Raw genomic sequence first — 25,306 nt, 5'->3', positions numbered from 1 at the left:
TCCTTCGCTGCTTCGCCCGAACCGGGGGGCGAAGCAAGGTGATTTTTAAGACATGAGTTTTGACCGTAAGCGGCGCGGCAAGGGCCGTGACAAGCGCGATAGTTTCGGCGACGAGAATTTCGACGGCTATAGGGACTCCGGACCATTTGACGGCGGCGGCGGCGGCCGTGGCGGCTTCGATGGTCCGCGCAACTTCGGTGATGATCGCGGCGGCGGTGGCGGTGCACCACGCGGCGGCTTCGGCGGCGGTGGCGGTGGCGGCGGTTTTTCCGGCGGCGGCGCACCACGGCGCGGCGGCGGCAGCATGCCGGCGCAGGTCGTCGGCTCCGGCGAAGGCATCGTCAAATTCTTCAACGGCCAGAAGGGCTTCGGCTTCATCCAGTGCAACGATCGCCCGGATGACGTGTTCGTGCACATCAGCGCGGTGGAAGCTGCCGGCCTGACCGGTCTGGCGGAAGGCCAGCCGCTCAAGTTCACGCTCGTCGATCGCGGCGGCAAGGTGTCGGCCAGCGATCTGGAGATCGAGGGTGAGCCCATGCCGGTCGAATCGGTCGAGCGGGCACCACGTCCCGGCGCACCGGGTGGCCCCGGCGGCGCACCGCGCGGCGCCGGCGCACCACAGCGTGAGCTGACGGGTGAAAAGGCCAAGGGTACGGTCAAGTTCTTCAACGATGTGAAGGGCTTCGGCTTTATCGAACGCGAAGATGGCGAGGCCGATGCCTTTGTCCATATCAGCGCGGTCGAGCGGTCCGGCATGTCCGGCCTGGCCCAGGGCGACCGGGTGGAGTTCGACATCGAAGTCGATCGCCGCGGCAAATATTCTGCGGTGAATCTGCACGCGATCGACTGATCCGGCCTTTTCGCAGATGAACATCGAGGGCGGTCCCGCGGGGCCGCCCTTTTTGCATGTCCTTCACCTGCCGCCCGGTCTCCGGCCTTCCCGCCGTCCAGTCACCTTGTCCACATCGCTGCCCCCCGATGCCGGTAGCAACGAAATGGTGCAAAGTTGACAAAGTGAACACGAAAGGATTGCGCGGCCGCGCAACGATATTTCCTACAAGATCAAAGAGCCGGTCCCCTGGGGGAAAACCGACCCGATCAGGGATCTTCCTACATTGCAATAGCGCGCAGATAGCATAGCATCATGGTCTCGGACGGCGGGGAGGCCATGATGAAACTGCACATATTGATGACCGCTTGGTTGCTCGCTCTGCCAACCACACTTCCGGCCAAGGCCGATCAGAACAGCACGCCCGCTGCGCTGCAAGCGCCGGTGGCCGATGAAGATTGCACATTGCCGCCAGGCTGGGACGCGGTCGAGCAACGCGATCCGCGCTTCATCCTGTTCGGAGAACTGCATGGTACGGACCAATCGCCTGCCTTCTTTGGACGGGTCGTCTGCGCGCTGGCCATGCGCGGCCAAAGATTGCTCATCGGAGTCGAGCATGATTCGATGCAGAATGCCGCGTTTCAGGCCGCTTGGGCTTTGCCGCCAGCGCAATTTGGCGAGGCCCTTGGCAAGGCCGGATGGTTGGGCCGATCCGATGGCGTAGCGAGCCGGGCCATGTTTGCGATGCTCGTGCGGCTCCATAGACTCAAGTCGGCAGGCTATCCGATTTCGATCACAGCCTTCAATGGCGCCAAGGACGAACAACAGGAGATGAAATTTGCCCATCTATCCGGGCAAAATCCGCATGAGGCGGCGCAGGCGGAAAATATCCGAAATGCAGCCGATGGCGGGGTGTTTGATCGCGTGCTGATCCTTGTGGGCGGCGCGCACGCTAAAAAAACGCCCATGCAGCGTGCCAATTTCCTGTTTGAACCGATGGCGATGAAGCTGGCGCCTGCCGATCAGATTCTCTCTCTCGACATGCGCTACGCCGGTGGCAGCTCATGGCACTGCACCATGAAAAGCGGTGCGAAAATCGGTGCGGATGGCCGGCCGCCGCTGGGCGCCGTCCAATGCGGCAGCGTCGTTTCTCCCGAACTAACCGATCTGGACAGACCCGATTTCATCGCGCTGGCACCATTTCCCGGCGAAAAACGGGATAACGGCTTCGATGGTTTCTATTGGCTGGGACGCATCAACGCGTCGCCGCCTGCGATAGAGTAAGGCCGCTGGCCAGCGCCGCGACCACCGAGCCAAGAAAAAAAAGGCGCCACCTCGCGGCAGCGCCTCGCCGTTCGTGGTGATGGCCGTCGCTCAGTTCTTTTCGAGCGTCGATGCCAGGAACCAGGCGCGTTCTTCAGCCATGTCGGTCCAATCGTCGATCAGTCCGTCGGTGGCGTTGTCGCCGGTTTCCTCGCACAGTTCCTTGGCTTCCTTGAGCTTGGCGACATAGGCCAGATTGTCGAGGCGCAGCAGATCGAGCATCTTTTCGGCCGGGATATCGGTCTCGTCGCTATCCTTGATCGACTGATGCTTGGAGATCGAGGCGATGGACGTCAGCGTCTTCAGGCCGATCTTGCGCACGCGCTCGGCAATTGCATCGGTGGTGCCGTGGATTTCCGCCGCCTGCTCGTCGAGCAGCAGATGATAATCGCGGAAATGCGGTCCGTGCATGTGCCAGTGGAAATTCTTGGTCTTCAGATACAGCGCATAGCTATCGGCCAGAATGCCGTTGAGCGCATCGGCGAGCGCTTTTTTGCTGTTGTCGTCGATACCGGGGTGCTTGTCCGTCATGGGAGAGCGGTCCTTCCTGTGATTTCAAATCGTTTCTATGCAAGAACAACCCGCAGACCGTGCGATGGTTTCCACCGATTGATCCGGTTACAGAGATGCACAAGGTCGATCACACCAGATCGAGCGCGACTACCGTCAGAAACCCGCCGAGCGCCGTGAACAGATAGCCGCCGATACGCCGGACCCGGATCAGCGGCACGGCGCGCGCGATTTCCTCACGAAACACGATGGCCGGCACACAGGCGATCGCCAGCCCCAACAGGCCGCCGACCGCCACGAACAGCGGCATGTCCGTGCGCGCGGCGATGGCGAGGATCAGAAACTGGCTTCGGTCCCCGAGCATGGAGAGGCTGAACGCCAGAAAGCTGCCCAGCAGCGCGCCCAGTTTGTGGACCGGCCCGGCCACATCCTGCTGAGACCCAAGCATGGTGAGCCCGGCGAACAGACAGGCGAGGGCATAGAAGAAGGTCAGCACATCCTGGCTGACCCAGCCGTGCATGAGGCCGCCCAGAATGGCCGACAGCGCGACGTTCAGCACAATGGCCAGCAGCAATCCGGCTAGGACCGCGCCGTCCTGCCGGAAGTGTGCGGCGGTCAAGGCGGCAAGAAGCTGCGTGCGGCCCCCGGATTCCGCCAGCAGCACGGCCAGCATCGTGGTCAGGAAGCCATCCATGCCTATCCGAAGATGCGATAGGCCGCCGACGCCAGCAGCGCTTCCGATTCGGCCTGGGTGGCCTGCCCGCAATCGACCGCGTCGCGCATCAGTGCGGCATAGTCACGGTTGAAGCGGGCATGCTGCCCCGGCTCGATCGCCCGGCTTAGGCCGCGCAGGCACTGCTCGGTCACCGCGACCAGCGCATGGAGGCGGCAGGCCCGCGCATCGGTGCGCAGCTGCTGCAGCTTGATCAGGAAATAATCGGGGTGGCGCGAGAGGCTGATATCTTCCAGCTCGTCGATCAACCCGCAAAAGACCAGCCGCGCCGATATATCATGCTCGCTGGCCGGATGATGCCGATCGAAATTCTCGTGCCGCTGGAACATGCGCCCCTCCTTTGCCTGCCCTGGCCATGCCGCCGATGGGAAGCTGCCAGTGGGAGGAGCGATAGCGCATCATGGTTAAGGGCCTGTGAAATCGCATATTGAAATCACAGGACGATATTACTGGCCGAAATCGCTGGCCGTAACACACGGGCTGACATTGCGGGCGCGCCGCATGGCCCGGCGGACCTAACCCCAAGGGGTGATTTCGCGGCAGGGCGTGATGGTCCAGAAGAGGGTCATCGCCGGGGACGATCTGGCGAAGCACAACAAGGAACCTGCCATGGCTAGCATCAAGATCCTCATTCGCTCTGCCGCTCCTCTCGGCATGATGCTGATCGCTTTGCCGGCCATGGCGGCGACCGCGCCGGACCTGTCCGCCAAGGACAAGGTGGTGCAAGATCTGATCACCCGCACCAAGGCGGTGTGCGCCAAGGACATTCGCAGCGACGAATGCGGCGCCTATCAGCGCAGCCTGCTGGTGACGGTGGCCGCGCTGGAGGCGAAGGAAAACGCCCGGGCCGGCCAGCGCCGGGACGTTACGCAGTCACAGTTCGACGCGTTGCTCTCGGTGGTGGACAATGCCGCGATCACCCAGGATTCCTGAGGGCCCGCAATTTTATTAACCAGCTTCTGTTAGCACCTGTCATCTAATCCCCCCATCATCAGGGCGGGTGCTAACAGGAGCTTGGGGCTTGGGAAAAACCGCCATCATCGTGGACGATCACCCGATGTGCCGGAAGGCCACCGCCCTGGCCTTTGCTGCCGCCGCACCGGGCACCCATCTGGTAGAAACCGGCTCCCTGTCCGATGCGCGCCGCATGGCCGCCGATGCCGACATGGTGACCATGGACCTTTCGCTGCCCGATAGCCGCGGCCTGCTCAGCCTGTCCGAATTTCGCGACCAGTTCCCCGATCTGCCGATGCTGGTGATCAGCGGCACCGCCAATCCCGCGGTGGAACAGGAGCTGTCCGTACTGGGGGCCGACGGGTTCCTCTCCAAGGAAGCGTCCATGCCGGAGATGGTGGAGGCGATTCGCACCGTGCTGGGCCGTGGCCGCTGGTTTTCAGCCGGGGCGCAGGATGCTATCGAGGATGCGGATCGCACCGAAGTGCAGCGCATCCGCACGCTCACCGCCGCGCAGCTGCGCGTGCTGCGCGCCATGAGCGACGGCTCGCTCAACAAGCAGATCGCCTATGATCTCGATCTGTCGGAAATCACCGTAAAAACCCATGTGAAGGCCATTTTGAAAAAACTTGCCGTCCCCAACCGCACCCAGGCCATCCTCATGCTGGCGCGGGCCGAACAATGAAGGCCTTTATCGCACCGGTGCCCGGCGCGCATGCGCTGCTGGATCAGGAGCAGCTGGACGAGCTGATCGACACCATCGGGTTCGAGCCGTTCATGGATTTCGTGCAGAGCTTCATTGCGGAGCTGCGGCTGCGCCCGCGCATCATCGGCGATCATTTCGCCAAGGGAGACCGCGATGCCACCCGCTCCAGCGCGCATTATTTCAAGGGCGCGGCGCTCAGCGTGGGCGCCGCACGCGTGGCCGCCCTAACCGGCGCGATCGAACGGGCGCCGGAAGACGATACCGGGCCGCTCATCGCCCAGTTGCACCGCGCGTCGATGCAGACCGAACAGGCGATCCACGAACTGATCGACGCCTGATCCGGCCTTCCTGTGAACCCGCTCGCTGACGGGGCATTCGGCACCGCCAAAAACCGCACTTTATCCACAGCAACCTTGACTCCGCCGCCACAACAGGTCATCGGCACCGGCTTGTCGTGGTCGGCGTTCGAATCAGCCGCCCGCCCGAACTTTCAGGAATAGGATAGGTATCATGGCGAAGCCCGCCACCGTGAAGATCAAGCTCGTAAGCACCGCCGATACGGGTTTCTTCTACGTGACCAAGAAAAATCCGCGCAACATCACCGAGAAGATGACGTTCCGCAAATATGATCCCGTCGCGCGCAAGCATGTCGAGTTCAAGGAAGCCAAGATCAAGTAATTGATCCGGCGCTGAACGGGCTGCCTCCGCGCAGCGTTCAGCCATGATGTTCCGAAGAGACAGCACCCCGGCTTTTGTCGGGGTTTTGTCGTGCGCGCCGGGTGATCCCATGGGGGGCGTGCGCTTGTGCACGTTCGCGCCGCGCGCCCTTAGCGCATGGCCTCCTGCACAGCCTCCACGAACTTCATCACCGCCACCGGTTTGGAGACATAGCCTTCCGCCCCCGCCTCGCGGATGCGTTCCTCGTCCCCTTTGCCGGCATAGGCCGTCACCGCCAGGATCGGGATGGGCCGGAGCGCGCGGTCCGCCTTCAGCTGGACGATCAGATCCAGCCCGCTGACATGCGGCAGCTGAATGTCCATGATGATGAGATCGGGCTTGAACGCCCGCGCCGTTTCCACCGCCTCGCGCCCATCGGTCAACGGCTCGACCATGAAGCTGTGCGCCCGCAGCAGATCGGTGAACAGCTTCAGGTTCAGCTCGTTATCCTCCACGATGAGGATGCGTTTGGCCATGATTGCTCAACCCCTGCTTGCGCTGCGTCGCCAATTCTCTAAGCCAAGCGGGTGCGCTCGCCAACCTCCAACCCGATCTCCCACACAGACCCTGTCGCGCTGGCGCTCGATGCGCTGGCCTGGATCATGAGCGACGATGCGCGCGCCGTGCGCTTCCTCGATCTGACGGGCCTGACACCGGACGCGCTGCGCGCCGGATTGCAGGATCAGGCCACCCACCGCGCGGTGCTGGGCTTTCTGGAAGCCTATGAGCCGGACCTTGTAAGCTATGCCGAGGCACGCCAGATCGACCCCTCACAGATTCCCGCCGCAGCACGAAAGCTGGATGCATGACTTCTCCCGACCGGGCCGGACGGCCGCTGATCATCACCGATTGCGACGAGGTGCTGTTGCACATGGTGGTGCCGTTCGCCGAATGGCTGGACGAGGCGCATGGCATCCACTTCGATCTGGATCATGGCGGCTTTGCCGAGGCGCTGCGCCACAAGCATGATGGCACGGTGGTGGAGCAGGAAGAGGTCTGGCCGCTGCTGAATGCCTTTTTCGACGACCAGATGAACCGCCAGCAGCCGATCGACGGCGCGGTGGAGGCGATTCGCACGCTCGCGGCCAAGGCCGATGTGGTGGTGCTGACCAATCTGCTCGATCACCGGCAGGAGGCGCGCACGGCGCAGCTGAAGGCCGTGGGGATCGATCATGAGGTGCGCTGCAACCAGGGCGGCAAGGGCACGCCGCTGAGCGAGATCGTGGACCGGTTCGACCCGAGCGTGACTGTCTTTATCGACGATCTGCCCAATCACCATGAATCGGTGAAGAAACATCGCCCTGAAGTATGGCGGCTGCATATGGTGGGCGAGCCGCGGCTGGCTGGCAGCATTCCGCCGGCGCCCGACGCGCATGCGCGGATCGACCGCTGGGACGCGGCTCTGGAATGGATTGAAGCGCGGCTGGCCGAAGGCCACGCGCCAGTTGGAGAAACGGTATGAGCTTCGAATCGAACCTGTCAGATATCGGCATCACCTTGCCCGAGCCGGCGGCCCCTGTGGCCTCCTATCGCCCGGCGGTGATCGCGAACGGCATGCTCTATGTGTCCGGCCAGCTGCCCTTCATCGACGGCGCGATCGTGACCGGCAAGCTGGGGGCGGACGTCTCGCTGGAACGGGGCGTGGAAGCGGCCCGCGCCTGCGGCATCATGCTGATTGCGCAGATCAAGGCGGCGCTGGACGGCGATCTGGAGCGCGTGGTGCAGATCGTGAAGCTGGGTGCATTCGTGGCATCCACCCCGGATTTCTCCGATCAGCCCAAGGTGGTGAACGGCGCGTCCGATCTGATGGAGCAGGTGTTCGGTGAGGCTGGCCGCCACGCCCGCAGCGCCGTGGCCACGCCCGTGCTGCCGCTGAATGCCGCCGTGGAAATCGATGCCATTGTTGCGCTGCGCAACTAAGCTGCCCGCCGCACCGCATAACCGCATGAAAGCGCGCGCCCGCCACCGCCGTTCGGGAACGGCGGGCGGCTGATGCGTTTATCCGATCATGGCTGAAGACCGGATCATGGCGCAGATCGCCAAGGGCGTTGCCGATCTGCCGGCCGGGCAATGGGATGCCTGCAACCCCAGCGGCAACCCGTTTACCGGCCATGCCTTTCTGTCGGCCATGGAACAGTCCGGCAGCGTCGGGCCGGGCAGCGGCTGGAGCCCCGCGTCGATCGTGATCAAGGATGCGGGGGGCGCGCTGGCCGCCGCGCTGCCCGCCTATCTGAAATCCCACAGCCAGGGCGAATATGTGTTCGACCAGAGCTGGGCGCATGCGTTCGAGAGCGCGGGCGGGCGCTATTATCCCAAGCTGCAGATTGCCGCGCCCTTCTCCCCCGTTCCCGGCCCGCGCCTGCTGCTGCGCGACGACGCGCTGGCCGCGCCATTGCTGCAGGCGGCCGAAACGCTGGTGCTGCAGAACGGGCTCAGCAGCGCGCATGCCAGCTTCGTCGCACCGGACCAGATCGCGCTGTTCGAGGAGGCGGGCTGGCTGATCCGCACCGACAGCCAGTTCCACTGGAAGAACCGCGACTATGCCGATTTCGACGGCTTTCTGGCTGCGCTGTCCAGCCGCAAGCGCAAGAACATCCGCAAGGAACGGGCCGCCGCGCAAGGCGCGGTGCGGATCGAGCGGTTCACCGGCGATGCCATTCGCGCCGAGCATTGGGACGCCTTCTGGCTGTTCTATCAGGATACCGGCGCGCGCAAATGGGGCACGCCCTATCTGACGCGGCAGGCCTTCGATCTGCTGGGCCAGCGGCTGGGCGATCGCATCGTGCTGGTGCTGGCCTTCGATGGAGACCAGCCGATTGCCGGCGCGCTGAACCTGCTGGGGCCGGACACCATCTATGGCCGCTATTGGGGCGCGTTGATGGACGTGCCGTTCCTGCATTTCGAGCTATGCTATTATCAGGCGATCGACATTGCCATCGAGCGCGGCCTGGCCACGGTGGAGGCCGGCGCGCAGGGCCAGCACAAGCTGGCGCGCGGCTATGAACCGACGCCGACCTATTCGGCCCATTTCATTGCCGATGAAGGCTTTCGCGATGCGGTGGACGATTTCCTGCTGCGCGAGCGCCAGGCGGTGGCGCAGGAGATCGAATTTCTGAACGACATGGGGCCGTTCCGGAAAGGCAGCTGACGGCCGTCCCTGTTTTCCCGTGGTTTATGCTGCGGCCAGCCCGGCGCCGCCTAAAAACGACGGCTGGTTTTTGCGTAAGGTTACGCCGCCCGTCGATCGCCGGAGCGCAGCCAGGCACGCGCCTCGCGCTGTGCATCGGCAATTTCGCGCGCCGTCATGTCATAGGCGATTTCCGCCCGGCACATCATGCCCTCTTCGCTGCCGTTCAGCGCGGCAAGATTGAACCATTTATGCGCTTCCACCAGATCGATATCGACACCGCTGCCGGTCGAATAGGCCACGCCCAGATCGTATAGTGCGTCGGCATTGCCCCTGGCCGCATCGGCTATTCGGCTTTCGATCAGAAAGCGTGCGCTTTTCAGACTATTCCCCATCGTCCCTGCCCCTTCAGCTTGGATGGGACAGTTTCACCAGAATATGGTCAACAATTCGTTAACGCCAAATCAAGCGGGCATGGCGACCGGAATATTGTCGATCAGCCGGGTGCCTTCGATACGCGCCGCAACGAACAGCCGCGCGCCATCCTGCACGCGGTCCAGTAATCGCAGATCGTCCCCTGCCCGCATTTCCAGATAATCGATCGAAGTAAAGCCGCCCCGCAGCAGGCTGTTCTTGGCCTCATCCAGAACGGTGGCGGGCGCGTTGCCTGCGCGCAGCGCCGCCGCCGCCGCTTGCATGGCCGCGGGCAGCGCCGCCGCCTGCATGCGGCCCTCTGCCGTAAGATAGGCGTTGCGCGAAGACAGCGCGAGGCCGTCCGCATCGCGCACCGTGGGCACGCCGATAATCTCGATCGGGAAATCCAGATCGACCGCCATCCGCCGGATCACGGCGAGCTGCTGAAAGTCCTTCTGGCCGAACAGCGCGATGTCCGGGCGGACCTGGTTGAACAATTTGGCGACCACCAGCGCCACGCCATCGAAATGCCCCGGCCGCGACGCGCCGCACAGCCCCTCGCTCACACCATCCACGCGCACGCTGGTGGCAAAGCCGGGCGCGTACACCTCCTCGGTGGAGGGTGCCCAGAGCAGGTCCACCCCGGCGGCCTTCAGCCTGGCGGCGTCTTCTTCCAGCTGGCGCGGATAGGCGTCCAGATCCTCGCCCGGACCGAACTGCGCGGGATTGACGAAGATCGACACGGCCACCCGGTCGGCGGCGTCCCGCGCCGCTTCGACCAGCCGCAGATGCCCCGCATGCAGCGCGCCCATGGTGGGCACCAGTGCCAGTTTTCCGCCCGTTTTCAACTGGTCGACGGCGCTGCGCAGCGCCGCCAGGCGATTGATCAATTGCACCGCTATCATCCCTTCGGTAAGCCATGGCCCGACAGTCCGCCGATCGCATAGCAGCCGGTCGGCCAGGCGATAACGCATGTCAGCCAAGCCGGTTCGTCTCAAGGCCGAAGGCTGATCCAAGGGGGAATTCATGGCCGCGCAGGGCCCGCATCATATCGTTTTTGCCAATGAAAAGGGCGGCACCGGCAAGTCCACCACCGCCGTCCATGTCGCCGTGGGGCTGGCGATGCAGGGGGCCAAGGTCGCCTGTATCGATCTCGACAGCCGCCAGCGCACGTTGTTCCGCTATCTGGAAAATCGCGCCGCCACCGCTGCCCGGCGGGACGTGGATCTGCCCACGCCGTTGTTCGAGGCGCTGGAGCAGGACAGCCAGGACGAGCTGGAACAGCAGATCGCGCGCATGGGCGAAGGCATGGACTTCCTGCTGTTCGACACGCCCGGCCGCGACGATCCCCATGCGCGCTTCGTCGCCACCATGTCGGACACGCTGGTCACGCCGATCAACGACAGCTTCGTCGATTTCGATCTGATCGGAAAGGTCGATGCCGAAAGCTTCGAAGTGACCAAGATCAGCTTCTATGCCGAGCTTATCTGGGAAGCGCGGACCAAGCGCGCGCGGCAGGACGGCAAGTCGATCGACTGGGTCGTGCTGCGCAACCGCATGCACAATATGGAAGCGCGCAACCAGCAACGCGTAGGCTCCGCGCTCGATGCGCTGGCCAAGCGCGTCGGCTTTCGCGTGATCCCCGGCCTTAGCGAGCGGGTGATCTACCGCGAACTGTTCCCCAGCGGGCTGACCCTGCTCGACAAGGGGCATCTCGGCCAGCTGGGCACCAGCCATATCGCCGCCCGGCAGGAACTGCGCGCGCTGATATCGGCGCTGCACCTGAAACTGGCGGTCGACGCCTGACATGGGCAAGCTGCTGCTCCTCGCGATACTTGCGGCGGTCGCCTGGTTCTGGTGGCGGGGCAAGAATCAGCGGTTGCAGCGCCAGGAAAATCGCCCGCTCGACGATGCCGCGCGGCTGCTCGGCGTGGCGCCGCAGGCCGATGCCGATACCATCCGTGCCGCCTGGCGCCGGCAGGTCGCCGCGCTGCGGCCCGATCAGACCAATGACGCCGCCTCGCTGGAAGCGCTTACCGATGCGCGTGACCGGCTGCTGGCCCGTGCAACCGGGCGGCCCCGGCAATAGTTTGACCAACGACCTTCCATCTTGAGGACATTGTTTCATGGCCCATCAGTTCCACTCCACCTCGCTGCGTGAATATGACATTCGCGGTATTCTCGGCAAAACCCTGGGCGCGGAGGATGCGGATGCGATCGGGCGCGGCTTCGGCACGCTGATCCGGCGCGCGGGCGGCAACTGCGTCGCTGTTGGCTATGACGGGCGCGAAAGCTCACCGATGCTGGAAGAGGCGCTGGTCAAGGGGCTCACCGCCACCGGCTGTAACGTCGTGCGCGTCGGCCTCGGCCCCACGCCGATGCTCTATTACGCCGAAGCCAGCATGGACGATGTCGACGGCGGCATCATGATCACCGGCAGCCACAATCCGCCCGATTATAACGGGTTCAAGATGGTGTTTCAGGGCGGGCCGTTCTTCGGCGCGGACATCCAGAAGCTGGGCGCGATGGCGACGGCTGGCGACTGGGACGACAAGGGCGACACCGGCACGTCGCGCGAGCAGCCGATGCTGGACGCCTATATCGACCGGATCACCAAGGGCGCGGACCAGTTCGCCGAATTCCGCGTGGGCTGGGATGCGGGCAATGGCGCGGCCGGCCCGGCGCTCGAACAGCTGATCACGAAGCTGCCCGGTGAACATCACTGCATCTATACCAAGGTGGACGGCACCTTTCCCAACCATCATCCCGATCCGACCGAGCCGGAAAATCTGGTCGACCTGCAAAAGCTGGTCGCGGACAACGATCTGGATTTCGGCATCGCCTTCGATGGTGATGGAGACCGGATCGGCGCGATCGACGGCGAGGGCCGCATCATCTGGGGCGATCAGTTGATGCAGATCTTTGCCGCCGATGTGCTGGCCGAAGAGCCCGGCAGCACCATCATCGCCGACGTCAAGGCGAGCCAGGCGCTGTACGACAAGATCGCCGAACTGGGCGGCAAGCCGCTGATGTGGAAGACCGGCCACAGCCTGATCAAGTCCAAGATGAAGGAAACCGGCAGCCCGCTGGCCGGCGAGATGAGTGGCCACATCTTCTTCAAGAATGATTATTACGGGTTCGACGATGCGCTCTATGCCGCTGTGCGCCTGATCAAGGCGGCGACCACGCTGGGCAAATCCGTCACGCAGATGCGCAGCGACATGCCGGACATGATCAACACGCCCGAAATGCGCTTCCAGGTCGATGAAAGCCGCAAGTTCGCCGCGGTGGACGAGATCGTCGCGCGCATGAAGGCAGCGGGCGCGAATATGAGCGATATCGACGGCGCGCGCGTGAACACGGACGATGGCTGGTGGCTGCTGCGCGCTTCCAACACGCAGGACGTGCTCGTGGCCCGCGCCGAAGCGAGCAGCGAAGCCGGGCTGCAGCGCCTGATGGACCAGATCGACGAGCAACTGGCGCTGTCCGGCATCGAACGCGGCGAGACGGTGGGGCACTGAAGGCCCCGCGCGCGCCGCTTCGACATAAAAGAACAGCACGCCCCGCCCGGGCAAAAAATGTCCCGAGGGATAGTCTTTCCCTCCCGTTCGTTACGGCTACGAACGAGAGAGGAAGGAATGCTTTATGGATTGGGGACTAGCCACCATTATCGGGCCGATCATCCTGGTCGGGGCCATTGCCTGGGCGTTGATGCGCAACAAGAAGGACAGCAGTGCCGCCGATGAGCGCCGCACCGAACGCGCCACGCATGACCTGTACGATAAGTCCGATGCCGAGGATGAGAAAGACGCCCAGAGAGACCCGCTGGGCTAAGCCGACTCTATGAGCGACGCGCTGCCCCGCGCACTGGCCGACTGGTTCGCGGGGCGCGGCTGGCGCGTGCGCGATCATCAATCGGCCATGCTGGATGCGGACCGGGCCGGCCATCATGCGCTGCTGGTGGCCTCCACCGGGGCGGGCAAGACGCTGGCGGGCTTTCTGCCGACTCTGGCCGATGCGGCCGAGGGTGCGGTCGAGGGGCTGCACACGCTCTATATCTCCCCGCTCAAGGCGCTGGCGGTCGATATCCAGCGCAATCTGAAGGCACCGATCGAGGAGATCGGGCTCGATCTGACCGTCGAGACCCGCACCGGCGACACCCCTTCGGACCGCAAGGCGCGCCAGCGCAGCCGCCCACCCAATATCCTGTTGACCACGCCGGAATCGCTCAGCCTGCTGCTGTCCCATCCGGACAGTGTGACGCTGTTCGCCGATCTGAAGCGCGTAGTGATCGACGAGGTTCACGCTTTCGCCACCCAGAAACGCGGCGATCTGCTGGCGCTGTCGCTGGCACGATTGCAACGGATCGCGCCGGCCATGCGGCGGGCGGCGCTGTCTGCCACGGTGGCCGATGCCGATGGTTACCGCGCCTGGATCGCGCCCTATGGCGATATCGATTCGGTGGCGCTGGTGCTGGGCGAAAAAGGCGCGGACCCGGATATCGATATCCTGCTGCCGCTGGGCCGGGTGCCCTGGGGCGGGCATTCGGGCCGCTATGCCGCGCCGCAGGTGATGGAGCTGATCGCCACCAACCGCACCACGCTGGTTTTCTGCAACACCCGCAGCCTGGCCGAGCTGATCTTTCAGGATCTGTGGAAATCGAACGACGACAGCCTGCCCATCGGTATCCACCATGGCAGCCTGTCGGTCGAGGCGCGGCGCAAGGTGGAGGCGGCGATGGCGCGCGGCGATCTGCGCGCGCTGGTCGCCACCGCCAGCCTGGATCTGGGGATCGACTGGGGCGATATCGACTGCGTGGTGCAGATGGGTGCGCCCAAGGGATCGTCGCGCCTGCTGCAGCGCATCGGCCGGGCCAACCACCGGCTGGACGAGCCGAGCAAGGCCATTCTCGTGCCCGGCAACCGCTTCGAATATCTGGAGGCGCAGGCGGCGCTGGACGCGGTGGAGGCGGACGAGCGCGATCCCGACATCTTCCGCCCCGGCGGGCTGGACGTGCTGGCCCAGCATATCATGGCGATGGCCTGCGCCGCGCCCTTTCGCGAATCCGATCTGCTGGACGAGGTGCAAAGCGCCCTGCCCTATAGCGCGCTGACCCCCGCCGCCTTTGCCCGCATCGTCGATTTCATCCGCGACGGCGGCTATGCGCTGAAAAGCTATGACCGCTTTCGCCGCCTGGCCCCGGCGAGCGAGGAGGAAGCCGGGCCGATCGACGCGGGCGACCGGCGTTGGCGCGTCAGCCATCCCCGTTTCGTGACCCAGCACCGGATGAACGCCGGCATCATCGTCGATGCCGCCACGCTGGACGTGCGTTTCAAGAATGGCCGCAAGCTGGGCACGGTGGAGGAATATTTCGCCGCCTCGCTATCGCCGGGCGACACCTTTTTCTTCAGCGGCCTCAGTCTGGAGGTGGAGCGGATCAAGGATACCGATCTGTTCGTGCGCGCCACCAGCCGCCCGGCGCGCATCCCCACCTATGTCGGCGCGCGCATGCCGCTCAGCACCAATCTGGCTGCCCGCGTGCGCATATTCCTGGCCGACCGCAGCCATTGGCAGCGCTTTCCGGCGGATGTGCAGGAATGGCTTTCGGTCCAGGCCGAGCGCTCCGTCCTGCCTGAGCCGGGGCAGCTGCTGGTGGAAACCTTTCCGCGCGAGGGGCGCCATTATATGGTCGCCTACAGTTTCGAGGGCTGGAACGCGCATCAGTCGCTCGGCATGCTGATTACCAAGCGCATGGAAAATCGCGGGCTCAAACCGCTCGGCTTCGTGTCCAATGACTATGCGCTGGGCTGTTACAGCCTGGAGCCGGTAACCGACCCCGCCGCGCTGTTTTCCAAGGATATCCTGCACGACGAATTTACCGACTGGGTGCAGCAGAGCGCCCTGCTGAAACGCGCCTTCCGCGAGGTGTCCGTCATCGGCGGACTGGTCGACCGGCAGCATCCCGGCAAGCGCAAGACCGGCAAGCAGGTGACATTTTCGACCGACCTGATTTACGACGTGCTGCGCAAATATGAGCCCGATCATGTGCTGCTGGAAGCCGCCTGGGCCGACGCGCGCGCGCGTCTGACCGACATCGGACGGCTCGGCGATCTGCTCGACCGCGCGGCGGACACCATGGTGCATGTCGCGCTGGACCGCGTCAGCCCGCTGGCGGTGCCGCTGATGGTGCTGATCGGCCGCGAAAGCGTGGCGCAGGGCAGCGCCGATGATGAACTGCTTGCCGAGGCCGAGGCGCTGATTGCGGAGGCCATGACGCTGTAAAAGGGTGGCGGCCCCTGCGCGCGCCTTTCCCCGACAAGTAAAAGCGCAGCCGGATCACGACCGGGCCAACCGCGGCGAGGCGCTGCGTCCCTGTTCCGGATCGCGCGGCTCTGCTAGGCTGCCTGCCGTGACCTTTGAGGCCCCATCCCGCCTGTTCATCGGGCGTCGACGCTTCGCCCGCTTTGTGACGGGCGCCGTGGCTGCCGCCTTGCTGGCCGGGGCAGGCAGCGCCGCCGCGCAAGTCGCGCCGCTGCCCTTGCCGCCGCCGGTGCCGGCCACCCAGCCAGACCTGCCGCCGCAATTCCAGCCCTTCGAACTCGACCGATCGAACCGCGTTTCGGTGAAAGTCGCGGTCAACGGGACCGGGCCTTATTATTTCCTGATCGATACCGGCGCCGAGCGATCGGTCATTTCCCACGATCTGGCCCGCGCGCTGCAGCTGGAAGCCGGGCCGCCACTCACGCTGGCCACCATCGCGGGGCGGCATGAAGCCACCAGCTTCTATGTCGAACGGCTGGAAACAGGCGGCTTCGCGATCGATGCGCTGGAGGCGCCGGCGCTGCAGCGCCGTCATCTCGGCGCGCAGGGGCTGATCGGGCTGGACGGCCTCAACGGCCACCGGGTGGTGATGGATTTCGACGAGGACCGGATGACGGTGGAGGATACCGGTCGCAAGCTGCGTTCCGGCATCGCGGCGGATGGCACCATCGTGGTCAATGCGCAGCGGGTGCGCGGGCGGATGGTGATCCATCAGGCGCAGATCAACGGCATCACGGTCGATCTGGTGCTGGATACCGGCGCGCAGACCAGCATCGGCAATGGCGTGCTGCGCGATCGGTTGCTGGCACGGCGGGGCACCCGGACGAGCACCGGATCCCTGCAAAGCGTGACCGGAGACAGCATTGCCTCCACCATCGCGCTGGCCGAACGGATCGAGATCGGCGGCATCACGGTGGAAAATCTGCCGATCAGCTTTGCCGATGCCTATGCCTTTCGTGCGCTGGATCTTCACGAGAAGCCCGCCCTGCTGCTGGGCATGGACGTGATCAGCCTGTTTTCCAAAATCACCATCGATTTCGATAAGCGGCAGGTGCAATTCACCCGGCCCGGTGCCCGCACGGCGACGCAGCGGGCGCGGCGATTGGCCGATAGCTCGGCGGATCGGCCCTTGCGCCGGACCCGCGGCGCGCGCATAGACCGGTGATGGTTCCCCTTTCGTTCGCTGGCCACCGCCTGTTCGTGGCGGGAGACGCTGCCCTGTGGTGGCCGGCGCGCCGCGCGCTGCTGCTGGCCGATCTGCATCTGGAAAAGGGCAGCTTCTTCGCCGCCGCCGGGCAGATGCTGCCCCCCTATGACAGCCGCGCCACGATGGAGGCGATCGACGCGCTGGTCGCAAGCACCCGGCCAGAGCGCGTCTTCTGCCTTGGCGACAATTATCATGACGATGCCGGTGAAGCGCGGCTGGCCCCCTGCGCCGCGAGCATCCTGCAGCGGCTGACCGGCACGCTCGACTGGATATGGATCCGCGGCAATCACGATCGCGAAGTCCGTGGCCGCTGGGGCGGCCGGGCGGTGACCGAACTGGAAGAACATGGGTTGCTGCTGCGGCACGAGGCCGAACCGGGCGAAACCCGGCCAGAGCTGTCCGGCCATTTCCACCCCAAGCTGCGCATGACCGTCCGGGGCCGCCGCATCGCGCGCCGCTGCTTTTTGCGCACCGAGACCAAGCTGATCCTGCCGGCCTTCGGGTCGCTCACCGGCGGGCTGGATGTCGACCATCCGGAGATCGCGCGTGCCTGCGCCGCCCCGCCCGAAGCGCTGGTGGCGCTGGCCGACCGGCTGGCCTGCTTTCCCGTCGGCGCATCGCGCACCATGGCGCGCAAACGTGCCTGACCCATTGGCCTAACCCATTGTGGCGTGCCTTTTCTCTGGCATCCGCGCCTCCTGTTGCGCATAGGCTTATGGCATGATCCCACTTGACTCTCTGATGGTAAAGATCGCGCTGATCGGTGTCCTCGGCATCGGCGCGCAATGGGTGGCCTGGCGCACCAACCTTCCCGCGATTGCCCTGATGCTGGTGGCCGGCCTCATCGCCGGGCCGGCGCTGGGGCTGATCGAGCCGGAGCGCGATTTCGGCACGCTGCTGGAACCGATCGTCAAGCTGGCGGTGGCGGTCATCCTGTTCGAAGGGGGGCTGAGCCTCAATTTCCGCGAACTGCGCTATGCCGGATGGGGCGTGGCCCGATTGGTCATCATCGGCGTGCCGGTGGGATGGGTGCTCGGCACCGCCGCGGTGCATTATGGCGCGGGCCTGCCGCTGTCGGTGGCCGCACTGTTCGGCGGCATCCTGGTGGTGACGGGGCCGACCGTGATCGGGCCGATGCTGCGCACGCTGCGGGTACCCAATCGGGTGCGCGACATTCTGAAATGGGAAGGCATCGTCAACGATCCGATCGGCGCGCTGCTCGCCGTCGCGATCTATGCCTTCATCAGCTATCGCGGCGACAGCGTGGATTATGCCGGTATCGGTTTCGAGGTGATCGGCGCCACCTTTGTGGCCGGCCTGATCGGCGCGGCGCTGGGCTATGCGCTGACTTATATGTTCCCGCGCGGTCTGGTGCCGGAATATCTCAAGGCGCCGCTGCTACTCATCACCGTGATCTTCGGCTTCGTAATCGCCGACATCATCATGCATGAAACCGGGCTGATTACCGTGACGGTGATGGGCGTGGTGATGGCCAACAAACCGGTCCATTCCAGCCGCGCGCTGCACCGCTTCAAGGAAGATCTTGCGGTGCTGCTGATCAGCGGCGTGTTCATCCTCTTGTCCGCCACGCTCGACTGGGAAACGATGCAGGCATTCCAGGCACGGTTCGTCGTCTTCCTGCTGCTGCTCTTGTTCGTGGTGCGTCCGGTGACCGTGCTCGTCAGCCTGTTTCTGTCGGGCATTCCCTGGCGCGAGCAGCTGTTCATCGCCTGGATCGCGCCGCGCGGCATCGTCGCCATCGCCGTCACCGGCCTGTTCGCCCTGCGGCTGGTCGATCTGGGCTATGATGGCGCCGACGCGCTGGTCCCGCTGGTGTTCAGCGTGGTGATTGCCACCATCGTGGCCCATGGCTTTTCGGCCAGCTGGGTCGCCAAACGTCTCGGGATCGATCAGGGCAAGGGTGAGGCGATCCTGATGGTCGGTGCCAGCCGCTGGACCATCGATCTGAGCAAGTTCCTGAAAGGCCTGGGTTACCGCGTGGTCGTGTCCGACACGAGCAAGTTCGCCCTGCGCAGCGCCCGGCGGCAGGAGCTGGAAATACATCAGGGCGAGATTCTGGACGAGGCGCATGGCCATGAGCTGGACATGGCGCAATTCCAGCACCTGATCGTGGCAACGGAGAATGACAGCTACAACCAGCTGGTCGGCACCGATCTGGGGCCGGAAATCGGCTATGACCAGATCACACTGGTGAGCGCGGACGAAGGCACCCATAACCGGATCAGCCGGGGCCGCGTGCTGATGGAGAATGGCCCCACCTTCGAGACGCTGCAGGATCGTCAGCGCGACGGCTGGATCTTCTCCAAGACGCAGATCACCGAGAAGTTCACCTTCGAAAAGTTCGTCGAGAATCTGGATGCGGGCGAAGAGCCGGTGGCGGTGATGAAGCCGGACAAACGCCTGCTGTTCTTCTCCACATCGGCCCGGCCGACGATCGAGGAAGACGATATCATCATCAGCTTCGTGGCGCCCGACACCCCGGAAGAGCTGAAGGCGCAGAAGATGGAAGAGCGCGCCCGCAAGGAAGGCGCGCGCGAGAAATCGGCAGGACGCGAGGCGGCCAAGGGACGCGAAAGCGGCGGACCGATCCCCGATCCGGCCTGAGCCGTCCCGGCTACGCCAGCGGAACGCGCCGGCCCGAGAGACTTAGCTGCGCGGTCCGAACAGCGCCGTGCCGATGCGCACCTGCGTCGCGCCCAGCAACACGGCGGTGTCATAATCGGCGGACATGCCCATGCTGAGCTGATCCAAGCCATGCTCGGCTGCGAGCTTGCCCAGCAGCGCGAAATAGGGGGCGGGCTCCACCTCCTGCGGCGGAATGCACATCAGCCCGATCATATCGAGACCGGCGGTGCGGGCACGCTCCAGGAGCGCGCCGATATCGTCGATCGCGCAGCCGCCCTTCTGCGCCTCTTCGCCGATATTGACCTGCAGGAAGCAGGGCGGACAACGGCCCCCCGATGCCACCACCTTGCCCAGCGCCTTGATCAGCGAGGCGCGATCGACCGTGTGGAGGACATCGAACAGCTGCGCCGCCTCTTCCGCTTTGTTCGATTGCAGCTGCCCGATCATGTGCAGTACCACGCCGGGATAATCGTCGCGCAATTGCGGCCATTTTTCCGCCGCCTCGCCCACGCGGTTCTCGCCGAAACTGCGGTGCCCCTCTTCCAGCAGGGGGCGGATCTCCTGCGCAGAGCGCGTCTTGGACACGGCAATCAGATCGATCGCGTCCGGCGCGCGTGCCGCACGGCTGGCAGCGGACGCGATATCCGCGCGGACGGTGGAGAGGGGGGTCGCTTCGTTCATGGCTCAGGCCTATAGCTGCGGCCATGGCGAAGGGCAAAGCATCAGGAGGCGGTTCGCCCCGGCCAAACCGCCCGGTCGTCTGGATGATGACCGATCCGCGATTCGGCGATGCCCTGATCCGCAGCGCGCGCGCCTTGCCCTTCGGCAGCGTGATCGTGCTGCGGCATTATGATCTGGAGGAGAGCGCGCGCCGCGCCCTGTTCCGGCAATTGCACCGGATCGCCAAACGGCGCGGCATGCTGGTCTTTCTCGCCGATACCCCGCGCAAGGCCCGCCGCTGGCGCGCGGACGGCGTGCATGGACGATGGCAGCGCGGTCGCTGTGCAGGGCTTGCTGCGAGCGCGGCGGTGCATGATCGGCAGGAACTCCGTGCCGCCCGCCGAGCCGGTGCGCAATGGATGCTGATCTCTCCGGTCCATGCGACCCGGTCCCATCCAGGGCAGCCGGTTCTGGGCGTCGGCGGATGGCGCGCCATGGCGCAGCAGGCGAACAGACAGGAAAAAGTGATCGCATTGGGCGGAATGAACCGCGCCCGCGCCGCGATGATGCGCAACCTTCCGGTCGATGGCTGGGCCGCCATCGATGCGTTGATCAAGCGATAAGAAGAAAATGCCGGATTGCCGGGAAGCCGGATTGGCCGTGACGCCGCGATATCAGAAGCGGATCAGCGTTCCGAGATAGACGGCCTGGCTGTCCTGCTGCTCATCCACGAGCGGTGCCTGCTGCTCGCTTTCATAGCGAACCCCGGCGGTCACATCGACACCCTTGGTGATCGAATAGCTGCCGCCGACATCCAGGGCATATTCGTTCGCGCCGCCCATGCGACGCTGCAAGGTCCGGCCCGATGACGGCGAATCGAGCGTGACCCGCGTGTTGAACTTGCTGCGCTTGTTGGCGCGCTCTTCTTCATCGAGCCTGTACCCGGCGCCCGCGCTGATCTGCCCGATGGCGGGCAGGTTGCTCTTGCGGCTTTCGTTCGGCAGCGCAAAGCTGGTCCAGCCCTTCGCCGTACCGAGCTCATATTTGGTCGGCTTGACCGTCAGGGTCTCGCCATTGCCGGATGTGCGCAGCCCGGCTTCACTTTGCGCGATCACGTTGCGCACGGAAACGGCGCGCGGCGTCTCGTCCGATGACGCGCGGATCGCCACGGTGACGGCGCGCGTACGGGCCTGACCGACCCCAGCCGGCGTGAAGCGGAACTTCCCGCGACTCGCCACGGCGGCCTGCCGGAAGCGCTCGGCCGATTTCGCATCGAGACCGGCCGGCGTGAACAGACCGCTGGAGGAATTGAGCAGGATTTCGGAAAACTGGCGGCTCGAATCGTTGGAAACCGCCGGTTGCGCGGCCACCACGCCGGCACCGCACAGCGCCATGGCAGACGCCAGGGCGCCCCCCATGATCCAAAGCTGCTTGCGGCCCGACGACATCCTGCTTCCCCTGATATGCAATACTCTTCCAAGTCCCTTAAAGCGAAAGCGGTTCCGCTCAAAGCCTGGCAGATGCGGGCATTTGAGTTTTCATGCGCCGCTGTGTCCTTTATCTCACAGTTTCATCCTAGCCATCTCAGGTTAACCTGCGGTGACGCAGCAACCTTGCCCTTGCAGCGTGAGCATATATAGAAGCGCGCAATTCCCGTTACTCTCAGGCCAGAGGTTTTCCATGCGCATGACGCGCCTTACCGCATCCGCCATCCTCATCGCTTCCACGCTGGCGCTCGGCGCCTGTGGCGGGAAGGATCGCCCCACGGCCGATCTGGCCGCCAGCCAGGTGACCACGATTGGCGTGAACAGCTATCTGTGGCGCGCGTCGCTCGATACGCTGAGCTTCATGCCGCTGCTGCAGACGGACAGCGCCGGCGGCGTGATCGTGACCGACTGGTACGTCAATCCGCAGAGCCCCGGCGAGCGGATGAAGCTCACCGTGACCATTCTGGACCAGGACCTGCGGGCCGATGCGCTGCGTGTTGCCGGATCCCGCCAGATCAATAATGGCGGCACCTGGGTCGATGCGCCGGTGCGCGCGGCCACGGTGCAGAAGATGGAGCAGATCATTCTCGGCAAGGCGCGCGACCTGAGGCGCTCGGCCATCACCGGCTGATCGCAATCTGATGGCAGACCGTTTCAATCATCACACTGCCGATGCGCGGTGGCAAAAACGCTGGGACGAGGAGGCGAGCTTTTCCGCCGATCGCTATCCGGACCGGCCCAAATCCTATGTGCTGGAGATGTTCCCCTATCCATCGGGCCGCATCCATATCGGCCATGTGCGCAATTACACGATGGGCGATGTACTGGCGCGCTACAAGGCGATGACCGGCCATGCCGTGCTGCACCCGATGGGCTGGGACGCGTTCGGCATGCCGGCGGAAAATGCCGCGATGGAAAAGAAGGTCCATCCGGGAACATGGACCCGCGCCAATATCGCGCACATGAAGGCGCAGCTGAAACGCATCGGCTTCTCGTTCGACTGGAGCCGCGAACTGGCGACCTGCGAACCTGAATATTACGGCCATGAACAGGCCCTGTTCCTGGATATGTACGCCGCCGGCTTGGTCTATCGCAAGGAAAGCGCGGTCAATTGGGACCCGGTCGACATGACCGTGCTGGCCAATGAACAGGTGATCGACGGCAAGGGCTGGCGTTCCGGCGCGCCGGTCGAGCGGCGCAAGCTGAGCCAGTGGTTCCTGAAGATTACCGAATTTGCCGACGAGCTGCTGAGCGGTCTGGACGATCTGAAGGACTGGCCGGACAAGGTGCGGCTGATGCAGTCCAACTGGATCGGCAAGAGCCAGGGCCTGCGCTTTTCGTTCGATCTGGCGGACCGGTCCGACAAGGTGGAGGTCTTCTCCACCCGGCCCGACACCATTTTCGGTGCCAGCTTCGTTGCCGTGGCCGCCGATCATCCGATCGCGCTGGAACTGGCGGAAAAAGACGCCGCCCTGGCAGACTTCGCCGCCGAATGCCGCCGCAGCGGTACGTCCGCCGCCGAGCTGGAGACCGCCGAGAAAAAGGGTTATGACACCGGCCTGAAAGCGGTCCATCCGCTCGATCCGGAATGGACGCTGCCGGTCTATGTCGCGAATTTCGTGCTGATGGATTATGGCACCGGCGCGGTCTTCGGCGTGCCCGCGCATGACCAGCGCGACTTCGAATTTGCCAGCAAATATGATCTGCCGATCAACCGCGTGGTATCCGCTGAGGGTGATGCGGGCGAACCGGTGGGCGACAGCGCCTATACCGGCGATGGCAGCATCGTGAACTCCCGCTTTCTGGATGGCATGGCTATCGAGGACGCCAAAAAGACGGTGATCGACCGCGCCGAGGCGCAAGGCTGGGGCGAGGCGACGACGACCTGGCGGCTGCGCGACTGGGGCGTGTCGCGGCAGCGCTATTGGGGCACACCGATCCCGATCATCCATTGCGACGCGTGCGGCGCGGTGCCGGTGCCCAAGGACCAGCTGCCGATCGTGCTGCCCGAGGATATCGATTTCGAGACGCCCGGTAATCCGCTGGACCGGCACCCGACCTGGTCCAGGGTCGATTGCCCATCCTGCGGCAATCCGGCGCGGCGCGAGACCGACACGCTCGACACCTTCGTCGATTCCAGCTGGTATTTCATCCGTTTTGCCAGCCAGCCGGACGACAAGCCGTTCGACAAGGCGGAGGCCGAGAGCTGGCTGCCCGTCGGCCAGTATATCGGCGGCGTGGAGCATGCCATCCTGCACCTGCTCTATGCGCGCTTCTGGACCCGGGCGCTGCGCCATATCGGCATGATCGATCTGGCCGAGCCGTTCCAGAGCCTGTTCACGCAGGGCATGGTGACGCATCAGACCTGGTCTGCCGGGGACGGCAGCTGGCTCTCGCCAGACGAAGTGAAGAAAGACGGCGCGGACTGGATGCGCATTTCCGACGGGACGCCGGCGACGGCAGGCCGCGTGGAAAAGATGTCCAAGTCCAAGAAGAACGTCGTCGATCCGGACGCGATCATCGACCAATATGGCGCAGACGCGGTGCGCTGGTTCATGCTGTCCGACAGCCCGCCCGAGCGCGATCTTTTATGGTCCGACGCGGGGATCGAGGGCGCCTGGCGCTTCGTGCAGCGGATCTGGCGGCTGGTCGGTTCTGCCGACGCGGCGCAGGGCGAAGACAAGGCGCTGCTGCGCAAGCTGCACCAGACCATCGCTGGCGTGGGCGAAGATATCGAGGCGCTGTCTTTCAACAAGGCGGTCGCCAAGATTTACGAGCTGACCAATGCCGTGGAAAAGGCCAAGCCCTCTGCCACCCGGACCGAGACCGTCCGTACCCTGCTGCTGCTGCTGTCCCCCATGGCGCCGCATCTGGCGGAAGAGTGCTGGGCGCGGCTGGATCAGGACGGCCTGATCGCCGATGCGCCATGGCCGCGTTTCGATCCTGCCCTGCTGGTGGAGGATGAAGTGACCGTGGCCATTCAGGTCAAAGGCAAATTGCGCGATACGCTGACGGTGCCCAAGGGCCTGGACAAGGACGCCATGGAGAAGGCCGCGCTGGCATCCGAAAAGGTGCAGCGCAGCATCGATGGTGCGCCGGTGCGCAAGGTGATCGTGGTGCCCGACCGCTTGGTGAACATCGTCCTATGATCCGCTGGTTGCTGCCCATGCTGGCGCTCACGCTGCTGTCCGGCTGCGGGCTCAAGCCGCTTTATGCCGGCGGCAGCAACGGCTTTGTGGGCAGCGCGCTGGGCAGTGTGGAGGTGGAGCCGATTGCCGGGCGCGGCGGCTGGCTGGTGCGCAATGCGCTGCAGGAACGGCTGCAGCTGCTCGGCACCGGCGCGCCGCGCTATCGCCTGACCGTGAAGCTGGATGACGAGATCGAAGGCTTCGGCGTGCGCAGCGACGATGCCATCACCCGTGAACGCCGGACGCTGCGCGCGCGCTATCAGGTCACCGATCTCACGACGGGAGAGGTGCTGCTGGACGCGACCGAGGGCAGCGATGCCGGCATCGATGTCGTCTCCTCCGAATATGCGGTGATCGCGGCGGAGAATACCGCGCTGGAGAATATCGCCGATCGGCTCGCCAGCCAGATCGTCACGCGCCTGTCCGCCGAGGCGGCCCGGGCGCAGGCCGAGTCCGCACCATGAGCGGGCCGGTGCCAGAGACG

31 protein-coding genes are annotated in these 25,306 nt (G+C 64.7%); 22 read left to right on the top strand and 9 right to left on the bottom strand.

Annotated features, from left to right (window positions below; genetic code table 11):
* The first annotated feature begins 52 nt into the window (after window positions 1-52).
* Complete coding sequence (locus tag G410_RS18380; protein ID WP_022672994.1) at window positions 53-850, top strand: cold-shock protein; 798 nt, start codon at window positions 53-55, stop codon at window positions 848-850.
* Window positions 851-1,054: 204 nt separating this feature from the next.
* On the opposite strand, the gene G410_RS17965 is transcribed toward G410_RS18380, so the two are convergent.
* A complete protein-coding gene (locus G410_RS17965) occupies window positions 1,055-1,591 on the bottom strand; it encodes a hypothetical protein (RefSeq protein ID WP_156851890.1) in 537 nt (178 codons plus the stop codon).
* Between G410_RS17965 and G410_RS17960 the strand changes: the two genes are divergently transcribed.
* Window positions 1,565-2,113 (top strand): hypothetical protein, encoded by a 549-nt coding sequence (locus G410_RS17960; RefSeq protein WP_156851889.1) that lies wholly within the window; start codon window positions 1,565-1,567, stop codon window positions 2,111-2,113. The two genes, G410_RS17965 and G410_RS17960, sit on opposite strands and share 27 nt — an antisense overlap.
* Before the next feature lie 90 nt (window positions 2,114-2,203).
* On the opposite strand, the gene G410_RS0107260 is transcribed toward G410_RS17960, so the two are convergent.
* From G410_RS0107260 to G410_RS0107250, 3 genes are all read right to left on the bottom strand, one after another.
* On the bottom strand, window positions 2,204-2,683 hold the full coding sequence (locus G410_RS0107260) for a Dps family protein (RefSeq protein ID WP_022672992.1): 480 nt from the start codon (window positions 2,681-2,683) through the stop codon (window positions 2,204-2,206).
* A gap of 109 nt (window positions 2,684-2,792) precedes the next feature.
* Window positions 2,793-3,356 carry a TMEM165/GDT1 family protein gene (locus G410_RS0107255; protein ID WP_022672991.1) on the bottom strand — a complete coding sequence of 188 codons (564 nt, stop codon included), beginning with the start codon at window positions 3,354-3,356 and terminating at the stop codon, window positions 2,793-2,795.
* A gap of 2 nt (window positions 3,357-3,358) precedes the next feature.
* A complete protein-coding gene (locus G410_RS0107250) occupies window positions 3,359-3,724 on the bottom strand; it encodes a hypothetical protein (RefSeq protein WP_022672990.1) in 366 nt (121 codons plus the stop codon).
* Window positions 3,725-4,004: 280 nt separating this feature from the next.
* Between G410_RS0107250 and G410_RS0107245 the strand changes: the two genes are divergently transcribed.
* The 4 genes from G410_RS0107245 to rpmG all read left to right on the top strand — a co-directional run bounded on the left by G410_RS0107245 (window position 4,005) and on the right by rpmG (window position 5,733).
* Complete coding sequence (locus G410_RS0107245) at window positions 4,005-4,328, top strand: hypothetical protein (protein WP_156851888.1); 324 nt, start codon at window positions 4,005-4,007, stop codon at window positions 4,326-4,328.
* Window positions 4,329-4,416: 88 nt separating this feature from the next.
* Entirely contained in the window at window positions 4,417-5,034 is a 618-nt protein-coding gene (locus tag G410_RS0107240; protein WP_022672988.1) for a LuxR C-terminal-related transcriptional regulator, read from the top strand.
* Window positions 5,031-5,393 (top strand): Hpt domain-containing protein, encoded by a 363-nt coding sequence (locus tag G410_RS0107235; RefSeq protein ID WP_022672987.1) that lies wholly within the window; start codon window positions 5,031-5,033, stop codon window positions 5,391-5,393. The genes G410_RS0107240 and G410_RS0107235 overlap by 4 nt, the downstream gene beginning before the upstream one ends.
* Window positions 5,394-5,565: 172 nt before the next feature.
* The gene (gene rpmG / locus G410_RS0107230) at window positions 5,566-5,733 is read left to right on the top strand and encodes a 50S ribosomal protein L33 (RefSeq protein ID WP_022672986.1); all 168 of its coding nucleotides are present in this window, start codon (window positions 5,566-5,568) and stop codon (window positions 5,731-5,733) included.
* A 149-nt stretch (window positions 5,734-5,882) separates the two neighbouring features.
* Here rpmG and G410_RS0107225 read toward each other — a convergent pair whose 3' ends face one another.
* Window positions 5,883-6,248: a response regulator gene (locus G410_RS0107225; protein WP_022672985.1), complete on the bottom strand. Its 366-nt coding sequence runs from the start codon at window positions 6,246-6,248 to the stop codon at window positions 5,883-5,885.
* A 51-nt stretch (window positions 6,249-6,299) separates the two neighbouring features.
* Here G410_RS0107225 and G410_RS0107220 point away from each other — a divergent pair, with 51 nt between their 5' ends.
* From G410_RS0107220 to G410_RS0107205, 4 genes are all read left to right on the top strand, one after another.
* A complete protein-coding gene (locus G410_RS0107220) occupies window positions 6,300-6,581 on the top strand; it encodes a DUF3572 family protein (RefSeq protein WP_022672984.1) in 282 nt (93 codons plus the stop codon).
* A complete protein-coding gene (locus tag G410_RS0107215) occupies window positions 6,578-7,234 on the top strand; it encodes an HAD family hydrolase (RefSeq protein WP_022672983.1) in 657 nt (218 codons plus the stop codon). The genes G410_RS0107220 and G410_RS0107215 overlap by 4 nt, the downstream gene beginning before the upstream one ends.
* Window positions 7,231-7,692 carry a RidA family protein gene (locus G410_RS0107210; protein ID WP_022672982.1) on the top strand — a complete coding sequence of 154 codons (462 nt, stop codon included), beginning with the start codon at window positions 7,231-7,233 and terminating at the stop codon, window positions 7,690-7,692. Before G410_RS0107215 ends, G410_RS0107210 begins: the two co-directional genes overlap by 4 nt.
* A gap of 88 nt (window positions 7,693-7,780) precedes the next feature.
* Window positions 7,781-8,920 carry a GNAT family N-acetyltransferase gene (locus G410_RS0107205; protein ID WP_022672981.1) on the top strand — a complete coding sequence of 380 codons (1,140 nt, stop codon included), beginning with the start codon at window positions 7,781-7,783 and terminating at the stop codon, window positions 8,918-8,920.
* A gap of 80 nt (window positions 8,921-9,000) precedes the next feature.
* On the opposite strand, the gene G410_RS0107200 is transcribed toward G410_RS0107205, so the two are convergent.
* Both G410_RS0107200 and panC read right to left on the bottom strand, forming a co-directional pair.
* Window positions 9,001-9,294: an SEL1-like repeat protein gene (locus tag G410_RS0107200; protein WP_022672980.1), complete on the bottom strand. Its 294-nt coding sequence runs from the start codon at window positions 9,292-9,294 to the stop codon at window positions 9,001-9,003.
* Window positions 9,295-9,363: 69 nt separating this feature from the next.
* A complete protein-coding gene (gene panC / locus G410_RS0107195; RefSeq protein ID WP_028971182.1) occupies window positions 9,364-10,209 on the bottom strand; it encodes a pantoate--beta-alanine ligase in 846 nt (281 codons plus the stop codon).
* Between the two features lie 130 nt (window positions 10,210-10,339).
* Here panC and G410_RS0107190 point away from each other — a divergent pair, with 130 nt between their 5' ends.
* The 8 genes from G410_RS0107190 to G410_RS0107155 all read left to right on the top strand — a co-directional run bounded on the left by G410_RS0107190 (window position 10,340) and on the right by G410_RS0107155 (window position 19,466).
* Window positions 10,340-11,119: a division plane positioning ATPase MipZ gene (locus G410_RS0107190; RefSeq protein ID WP_022672978.1), complete on the top strand. Its 780-nt coding sequence runs from the start codon at window positions 10,340-10,342 to the stop codon at window positions 11,117-11,119.
* A 1-nt stretch (window position 11,120) separates the two neighbouring features.
* Window positions 11,121-11,402 (top strand): co-chaperone DjlA, encoded by a 282-nt coding sequence (locus tag G410_RS15970; RefSeq protein WP_022672977.1) that lies wholly within the window; start codon window positions 11,121-11,123, stop codon window positions 11,400-11,402.
* A gap of 37 nt (window positions 11,403-11,439) precedes the next feature.
* Window positions 11,440-12,834 carry a phosphoglucomutase/phosphomannomutase PgmG gene (gene pgmG / locus G410_RS0107180; protein WP_022672976.1) on the top strand — a complete coding sequence of 465 codons (1,395 nt, stop codon included), beginning with the start codon at window positions 11,440-11,442 and terminating at the stop codon, window positions 12,832-12,834.
* A 124-nt stretch (window positions 12,835-12,958) separates the two neighbouring features.
* Complete coding sequence (locus G410_RS0107175) at window positions 12,959-13,147, top strand: hypothetical protein (RefSeq protein ID WP_022672975.1); 189 nt, start codon at window positions 12,959-12,961, stop codon at window positions 13,145-13,147.
* Between the two features lie 9 nt (window positions 13,148-13,156).
* Window positions 13,157-15,595, top strand: coding sequence for a ligase-associated DNA damage response DEXH box helicase (locus tag G410_RS0107170; protein WP_022672974.1), 2,439 nt, complete (start codon window positions 13,157-13,159; stop codon window positions 15,593-15,595).
* 127 nt (window positions 15,596-15,722) lie between these two features.
* Complete coding sequence (locus G410_RS15965; RefSeq protein ID WP_022672973.1) at window positions 15,723-16,799, top strand: retroviral-like aspartic protease family protein; 1,077 nt, start codon at window positions 15,723-15,725, stop codon at window positions 16,797-16,799.
* Complete coding sequence (gene pdeM, locus G410_RS0107160) at window positions 16,799-17,488, top strand: ligase-associated DNA damage response endonuclease PdeM (RefSeq protein ID WP_022672972.1); 690 nt, start codon at window positions 16,799-16,801, stop codon at window positions 17,486-17,488. Before G410_RS15965 ends, pdeM begins: the two co-directional genes overlap by 1 nt.
* A 73-nt stretch (window positions 17,489-17,561) precedes the next feature.
* The gene (locus G410_RS0107155; protein WP_028971181.1) at window positions 17,562-19,466 is read left to right on the top strand and encodes a cation:proton antiporter; all 1,905 of its coding nucleotides are present in this window, start codon (window positions 17,562-17,564) and stop codon (window positions 19,464-19,466) included.
* A 42-nt stretch (window positions 19,467-19,508) separates the two neighbouring features.
* Here G410_RS0107155 and G410_RS0107150 read toward each other — a convergent pair whose 3' ends face one another.
* Window positions 19,509-20,168: a YggS family pyridoxal phosphate-dependent enzyme gene (locus G410_RS0107150; RefSeq protein ID WP_022672970.1), complete on the bottom strand. Its 660-nt coding sequence runs from the start codon at window positions 20,166-20,168 to the stop codon at window positions 19,509-19,511.
* 23 nt (window positions 20,169-20,191) lie between these two features.
* On the opposite strand from G410_RS0107150, the gene G410_RS15960 reads away from it, so the two are divergent.
* Window positions 20,192-20,770: a thiamine phosphate synthase gene (locus G410_RS15960; protein ID WP_022672969.1), complete on the top strand. Its 579-nt coding sequence runs from the start codon at window positions 20,192-20,194 to the stop codon at window positions 20,768-20,770.
* Window positions 20,771-20,821: 51 nt separating this feature from the next.
* Here the strand turns inward: G410_RS15960 and G410_RS0107140 are convergent, their stop codons facing one another.
* Window positions 20,822-21,565, bottom strand: a complete 744-nt coding sequence (locus tag G410_RS0107140) for a hypothetical protein (protein WP_156851887.1) — start codon at window positions 21,563-21,565, stop codon at window positions 20,822-20,824.
* 268 nt (window positions 21,566-21,833) lie between these two features.
* On the opposite strand from G410_RS0107140, the gene G410_RS0107135 reads away from it, so the two are divergent.
* Genes G410_RS0107135 through lptE form a run of 3 tightly spaced genes read left to right on the top strand, consistent with a single transcriptional unit; the run spans window position 21,834 to window position 25,286 of the window.
* The gene (locus tag G410_RS0107135; protein WP_425411246.1) at window positions 21,834-22,265 is read left to right on the top strand and encodes a DUF3576 domain-containing protein; all 432 of its coding nucleotides are present in this window, start codon (window positions 21,834-21,836) and stop codon (window positions 22,263-22,265) included.
* Between the two features lie 10 nt (window positions 22,266-22,275).
* A complete protein-coding gene (gene leuS / locus G410_RS0107130) occupies window positions 22,276-24,783 on the top strand; it encodes a leucine--tRNA ligase (RefSeq protein WP_022672966.1) in 2,508 nt (835 codons plus the stop codon).
* Complete coding sequence (gene lptE, locus G410_RS0107125; RefSeq protein ID WP_022672965.1) at window positions 24,780-25,286, top strand: LPS assembly lipoprotein LptE; 507 nt, start codon at window positions 24,780-24,782, stop codon at window positions 25,284-25,286. The genes leuS and lptE overlap by 4 nt, the downstream gene beginning before the upstream one ends.
* The last annotated feature ends 20 nt before the right edge of the window (window positions 25,287-25,306 follow it).

It is taken from the genome of Novosphingopyxis baekryungensis DSM 16222 (assembly GCF_000420305.1).
GTDB classification, from domain to species: Bacteria; Pseudomonadota; Alphaproteobacteria; order Sphingomonadales; family Sphingomonadaceae; genus Novosphingopyxis; species Novosphingopyxis baekryungensis.
Note: the sequence above shows the minus strand (reverse complement) of the source record. Positions and strands in the feature narration are given on the sequence as shown.

Excerpts from the sequence above, each read along its gene's own strand:
- G410_RS0107140 (WP_156851887.1), bottom strand. The coding sequence starts at position 21,565 with ATGGGGGGCGCCCTGGCGTCTGCCATGGCGCTGTGCGGTGCCGGCGTG.
- G410_RS0107245 (WP_156851888.1), top strand. The coding sequence starts at position 4,005 with ATGGCTAGCATCAAGATCCTCATTCGCTCTGCCGCTCCTCTCGGCATG.
- G410_RS0107260 (WP_022672992.1), bottom strand. The coding sequence starts at position 2,683 with ATGACGGACAAGCACCCCGGTATCGACGACAACAGCAAAAAAGCGCTC.
- G410_RS0107155 (WP_028971181.1), top strand. The coding sequence starts at position 17,562 with ATGATCCCACTTGACTCTCTGATGGTAAAGATCGCGCTGATCGGTGTC.
- G410_RS15970 (WP_022672977.1), top strand. The coding sequence starts at position 11,121 with ATGGGCAAGCTGCTGCTCCTCGCGATACTTGCGGCGGTCGCCTGGTTC.
- G410_RS0107205 (WP_022672981.1), top strand. The coding sequence starts at position 7,781 with ATGGCTGAAGACCGGATCATGGCGCAGATCGCCAAGGGCGTTGCCGAT.
- G410_RS0107215 (WP_022672983.1), top strand. The coding sequence starts at position 6,578 with ATGACTTCTCCCGACCGGGCCGGACGGCCGCTGATCATCACCGATTGC.
- G410_RS0107235 (WP_022672987.1), top strand. The coding sequence starts at position 5,031 with ATGAAGGCCTTTATCGCACCGGTGCCCGGCGCGCATGCGCTGCTGGAT.
- pdeM (WP_022672972.1), top strand. The coding sequence starts at position 16,799 with ATGGTTCCCCTTTCGTTCGCTGGCCACCGCCTGTTCGTGGCGGGAGAC.
- G410_RS0107200 (WP_022672980.1), bottom strand. The coding sequence starts at position 9,294 with ATGGGGAATAGTCTGAAAAGCGCACGCTTTCTGATCGAAAGCCGAATA.
- G410_RS0107175 (WP_022672975.1), top strand. The coding sequence starts at position 12,959 with ATGGATTGGGGACTAGCCACCATTATCGGGCCGATCATCCTGGTCGGG.
- G410_RS0107190 (WP_022672978.1), top strand. The coding sequence starts at position 10,340 with ATGGCCGCGCAGGGCCCGCATCATATCGTTTTTGCCAATGAAAAGGGC.
- rpmG (WP_022672986.1), top strand. The coding sequence starts at position 5,566 with ATGGCGAAGCCCGCCACCGTGAAGATCAAGCTCGTAAGCACCGCCGAT.
- G410_RS0107225 (WP_022672985.1), bottom strand. The coding sequence starts at position 6,248 with ATGGCCAAACGCATCCTCATCGTGGAGGATAACGAGCTGAACCTGAAG.
- pgmG (WP_022672976.1), top strand. The coding sequence starts at position 11,440 with ATGGCCCATCAGTTCCACTCCACCTCGCTGCGTGAATATGACATTCGC.
- G410_RS0107135 (WP_425411246.1), top strand. The coding sequence starts at position 21,834 with ATGACGCGCCTTACCGCATCCGCCATCCTCATCGCTTCCACGCTGGCG.
- G410_RS0107250 (WP_022672990.1), bottom strand. The coding sequence starts at position 3,724 with ATGTTCCAGCGGCACGAGAATTTCGATCGGCATCATCCGGCCAGCGAG.
- G410_RS18380 (WP_022672994.1), top strand. The coding sequence starts at position 53 with ATGAGTTTTGACCGTAAGCGGCGCGGCAAGGGCCGTGACAAGCGCGAT.
- G410_RS0107170 (WP_022672974.1), top strand. The coding sequence starts at position 13,157 with ATGAGCGACGCGCTGCCCCGCGCACTGGCCGACTGGTTCGCGGGGCGC.
- lptE (WP_022672965.1), top strand. The coding sequence starts at position 24,780 with ATGATCCGCTGGTTGCTGCCCATGCTGGCGCTCACGCTGCTGTCCGGC.
- G410_RS0107255 (WP_022672991.1), bottom strand. The coding sequence starts at position 3,356 with ATGGATGGCTTCCTGACCACGATGCTGGCCGTGCTGCTGGCGGAATCC.
- G410_RS0107150 (WP_022672970.1), bottom strand. The coding sequence starts at position 20,168 with ATGAACGAAGCGACCCCCCTCTCCACCGTCCGCGCGGATATCGCGTCC.
- leuS (WP_022672966.1), top strand. The coding sequence starts at position 22,276 with ATGGCAGACCGTTTCAATCATCACACTGCCGATGCGCGGTGGCAAAAA.
- G410_RS17960 (WP_156851889.1), top strand. The coding sequence starts at position 1,565 with ATGTTTGCGATGCTCGTGCGGCTCCATAGACTCAAGTCGGCAGGCTAT.
- G410_RS17965 (WP_156851890.1), bottom strand. The coding sequence starts at position 1,591 with ATGGAGCCGCACGAGCATCGCAAACATGGCCCGGCTCGCTACGCCATC.
- G410_RS15960 (WP_022672969.1), top strand. The coding sequence starts at position 20,192 with ATGGCGAAGGGCAAAGCATCAGGAGGCGGTTCGCCCCGGCCAAACCGC.
- G410_RS0107210 (WP_022672982.1), top strand. The coding sequence starts at position 7,231 with ATGAGCTTCGAATCGAACCTGTCAGATATCGGCATCACCTTGCCCGAG.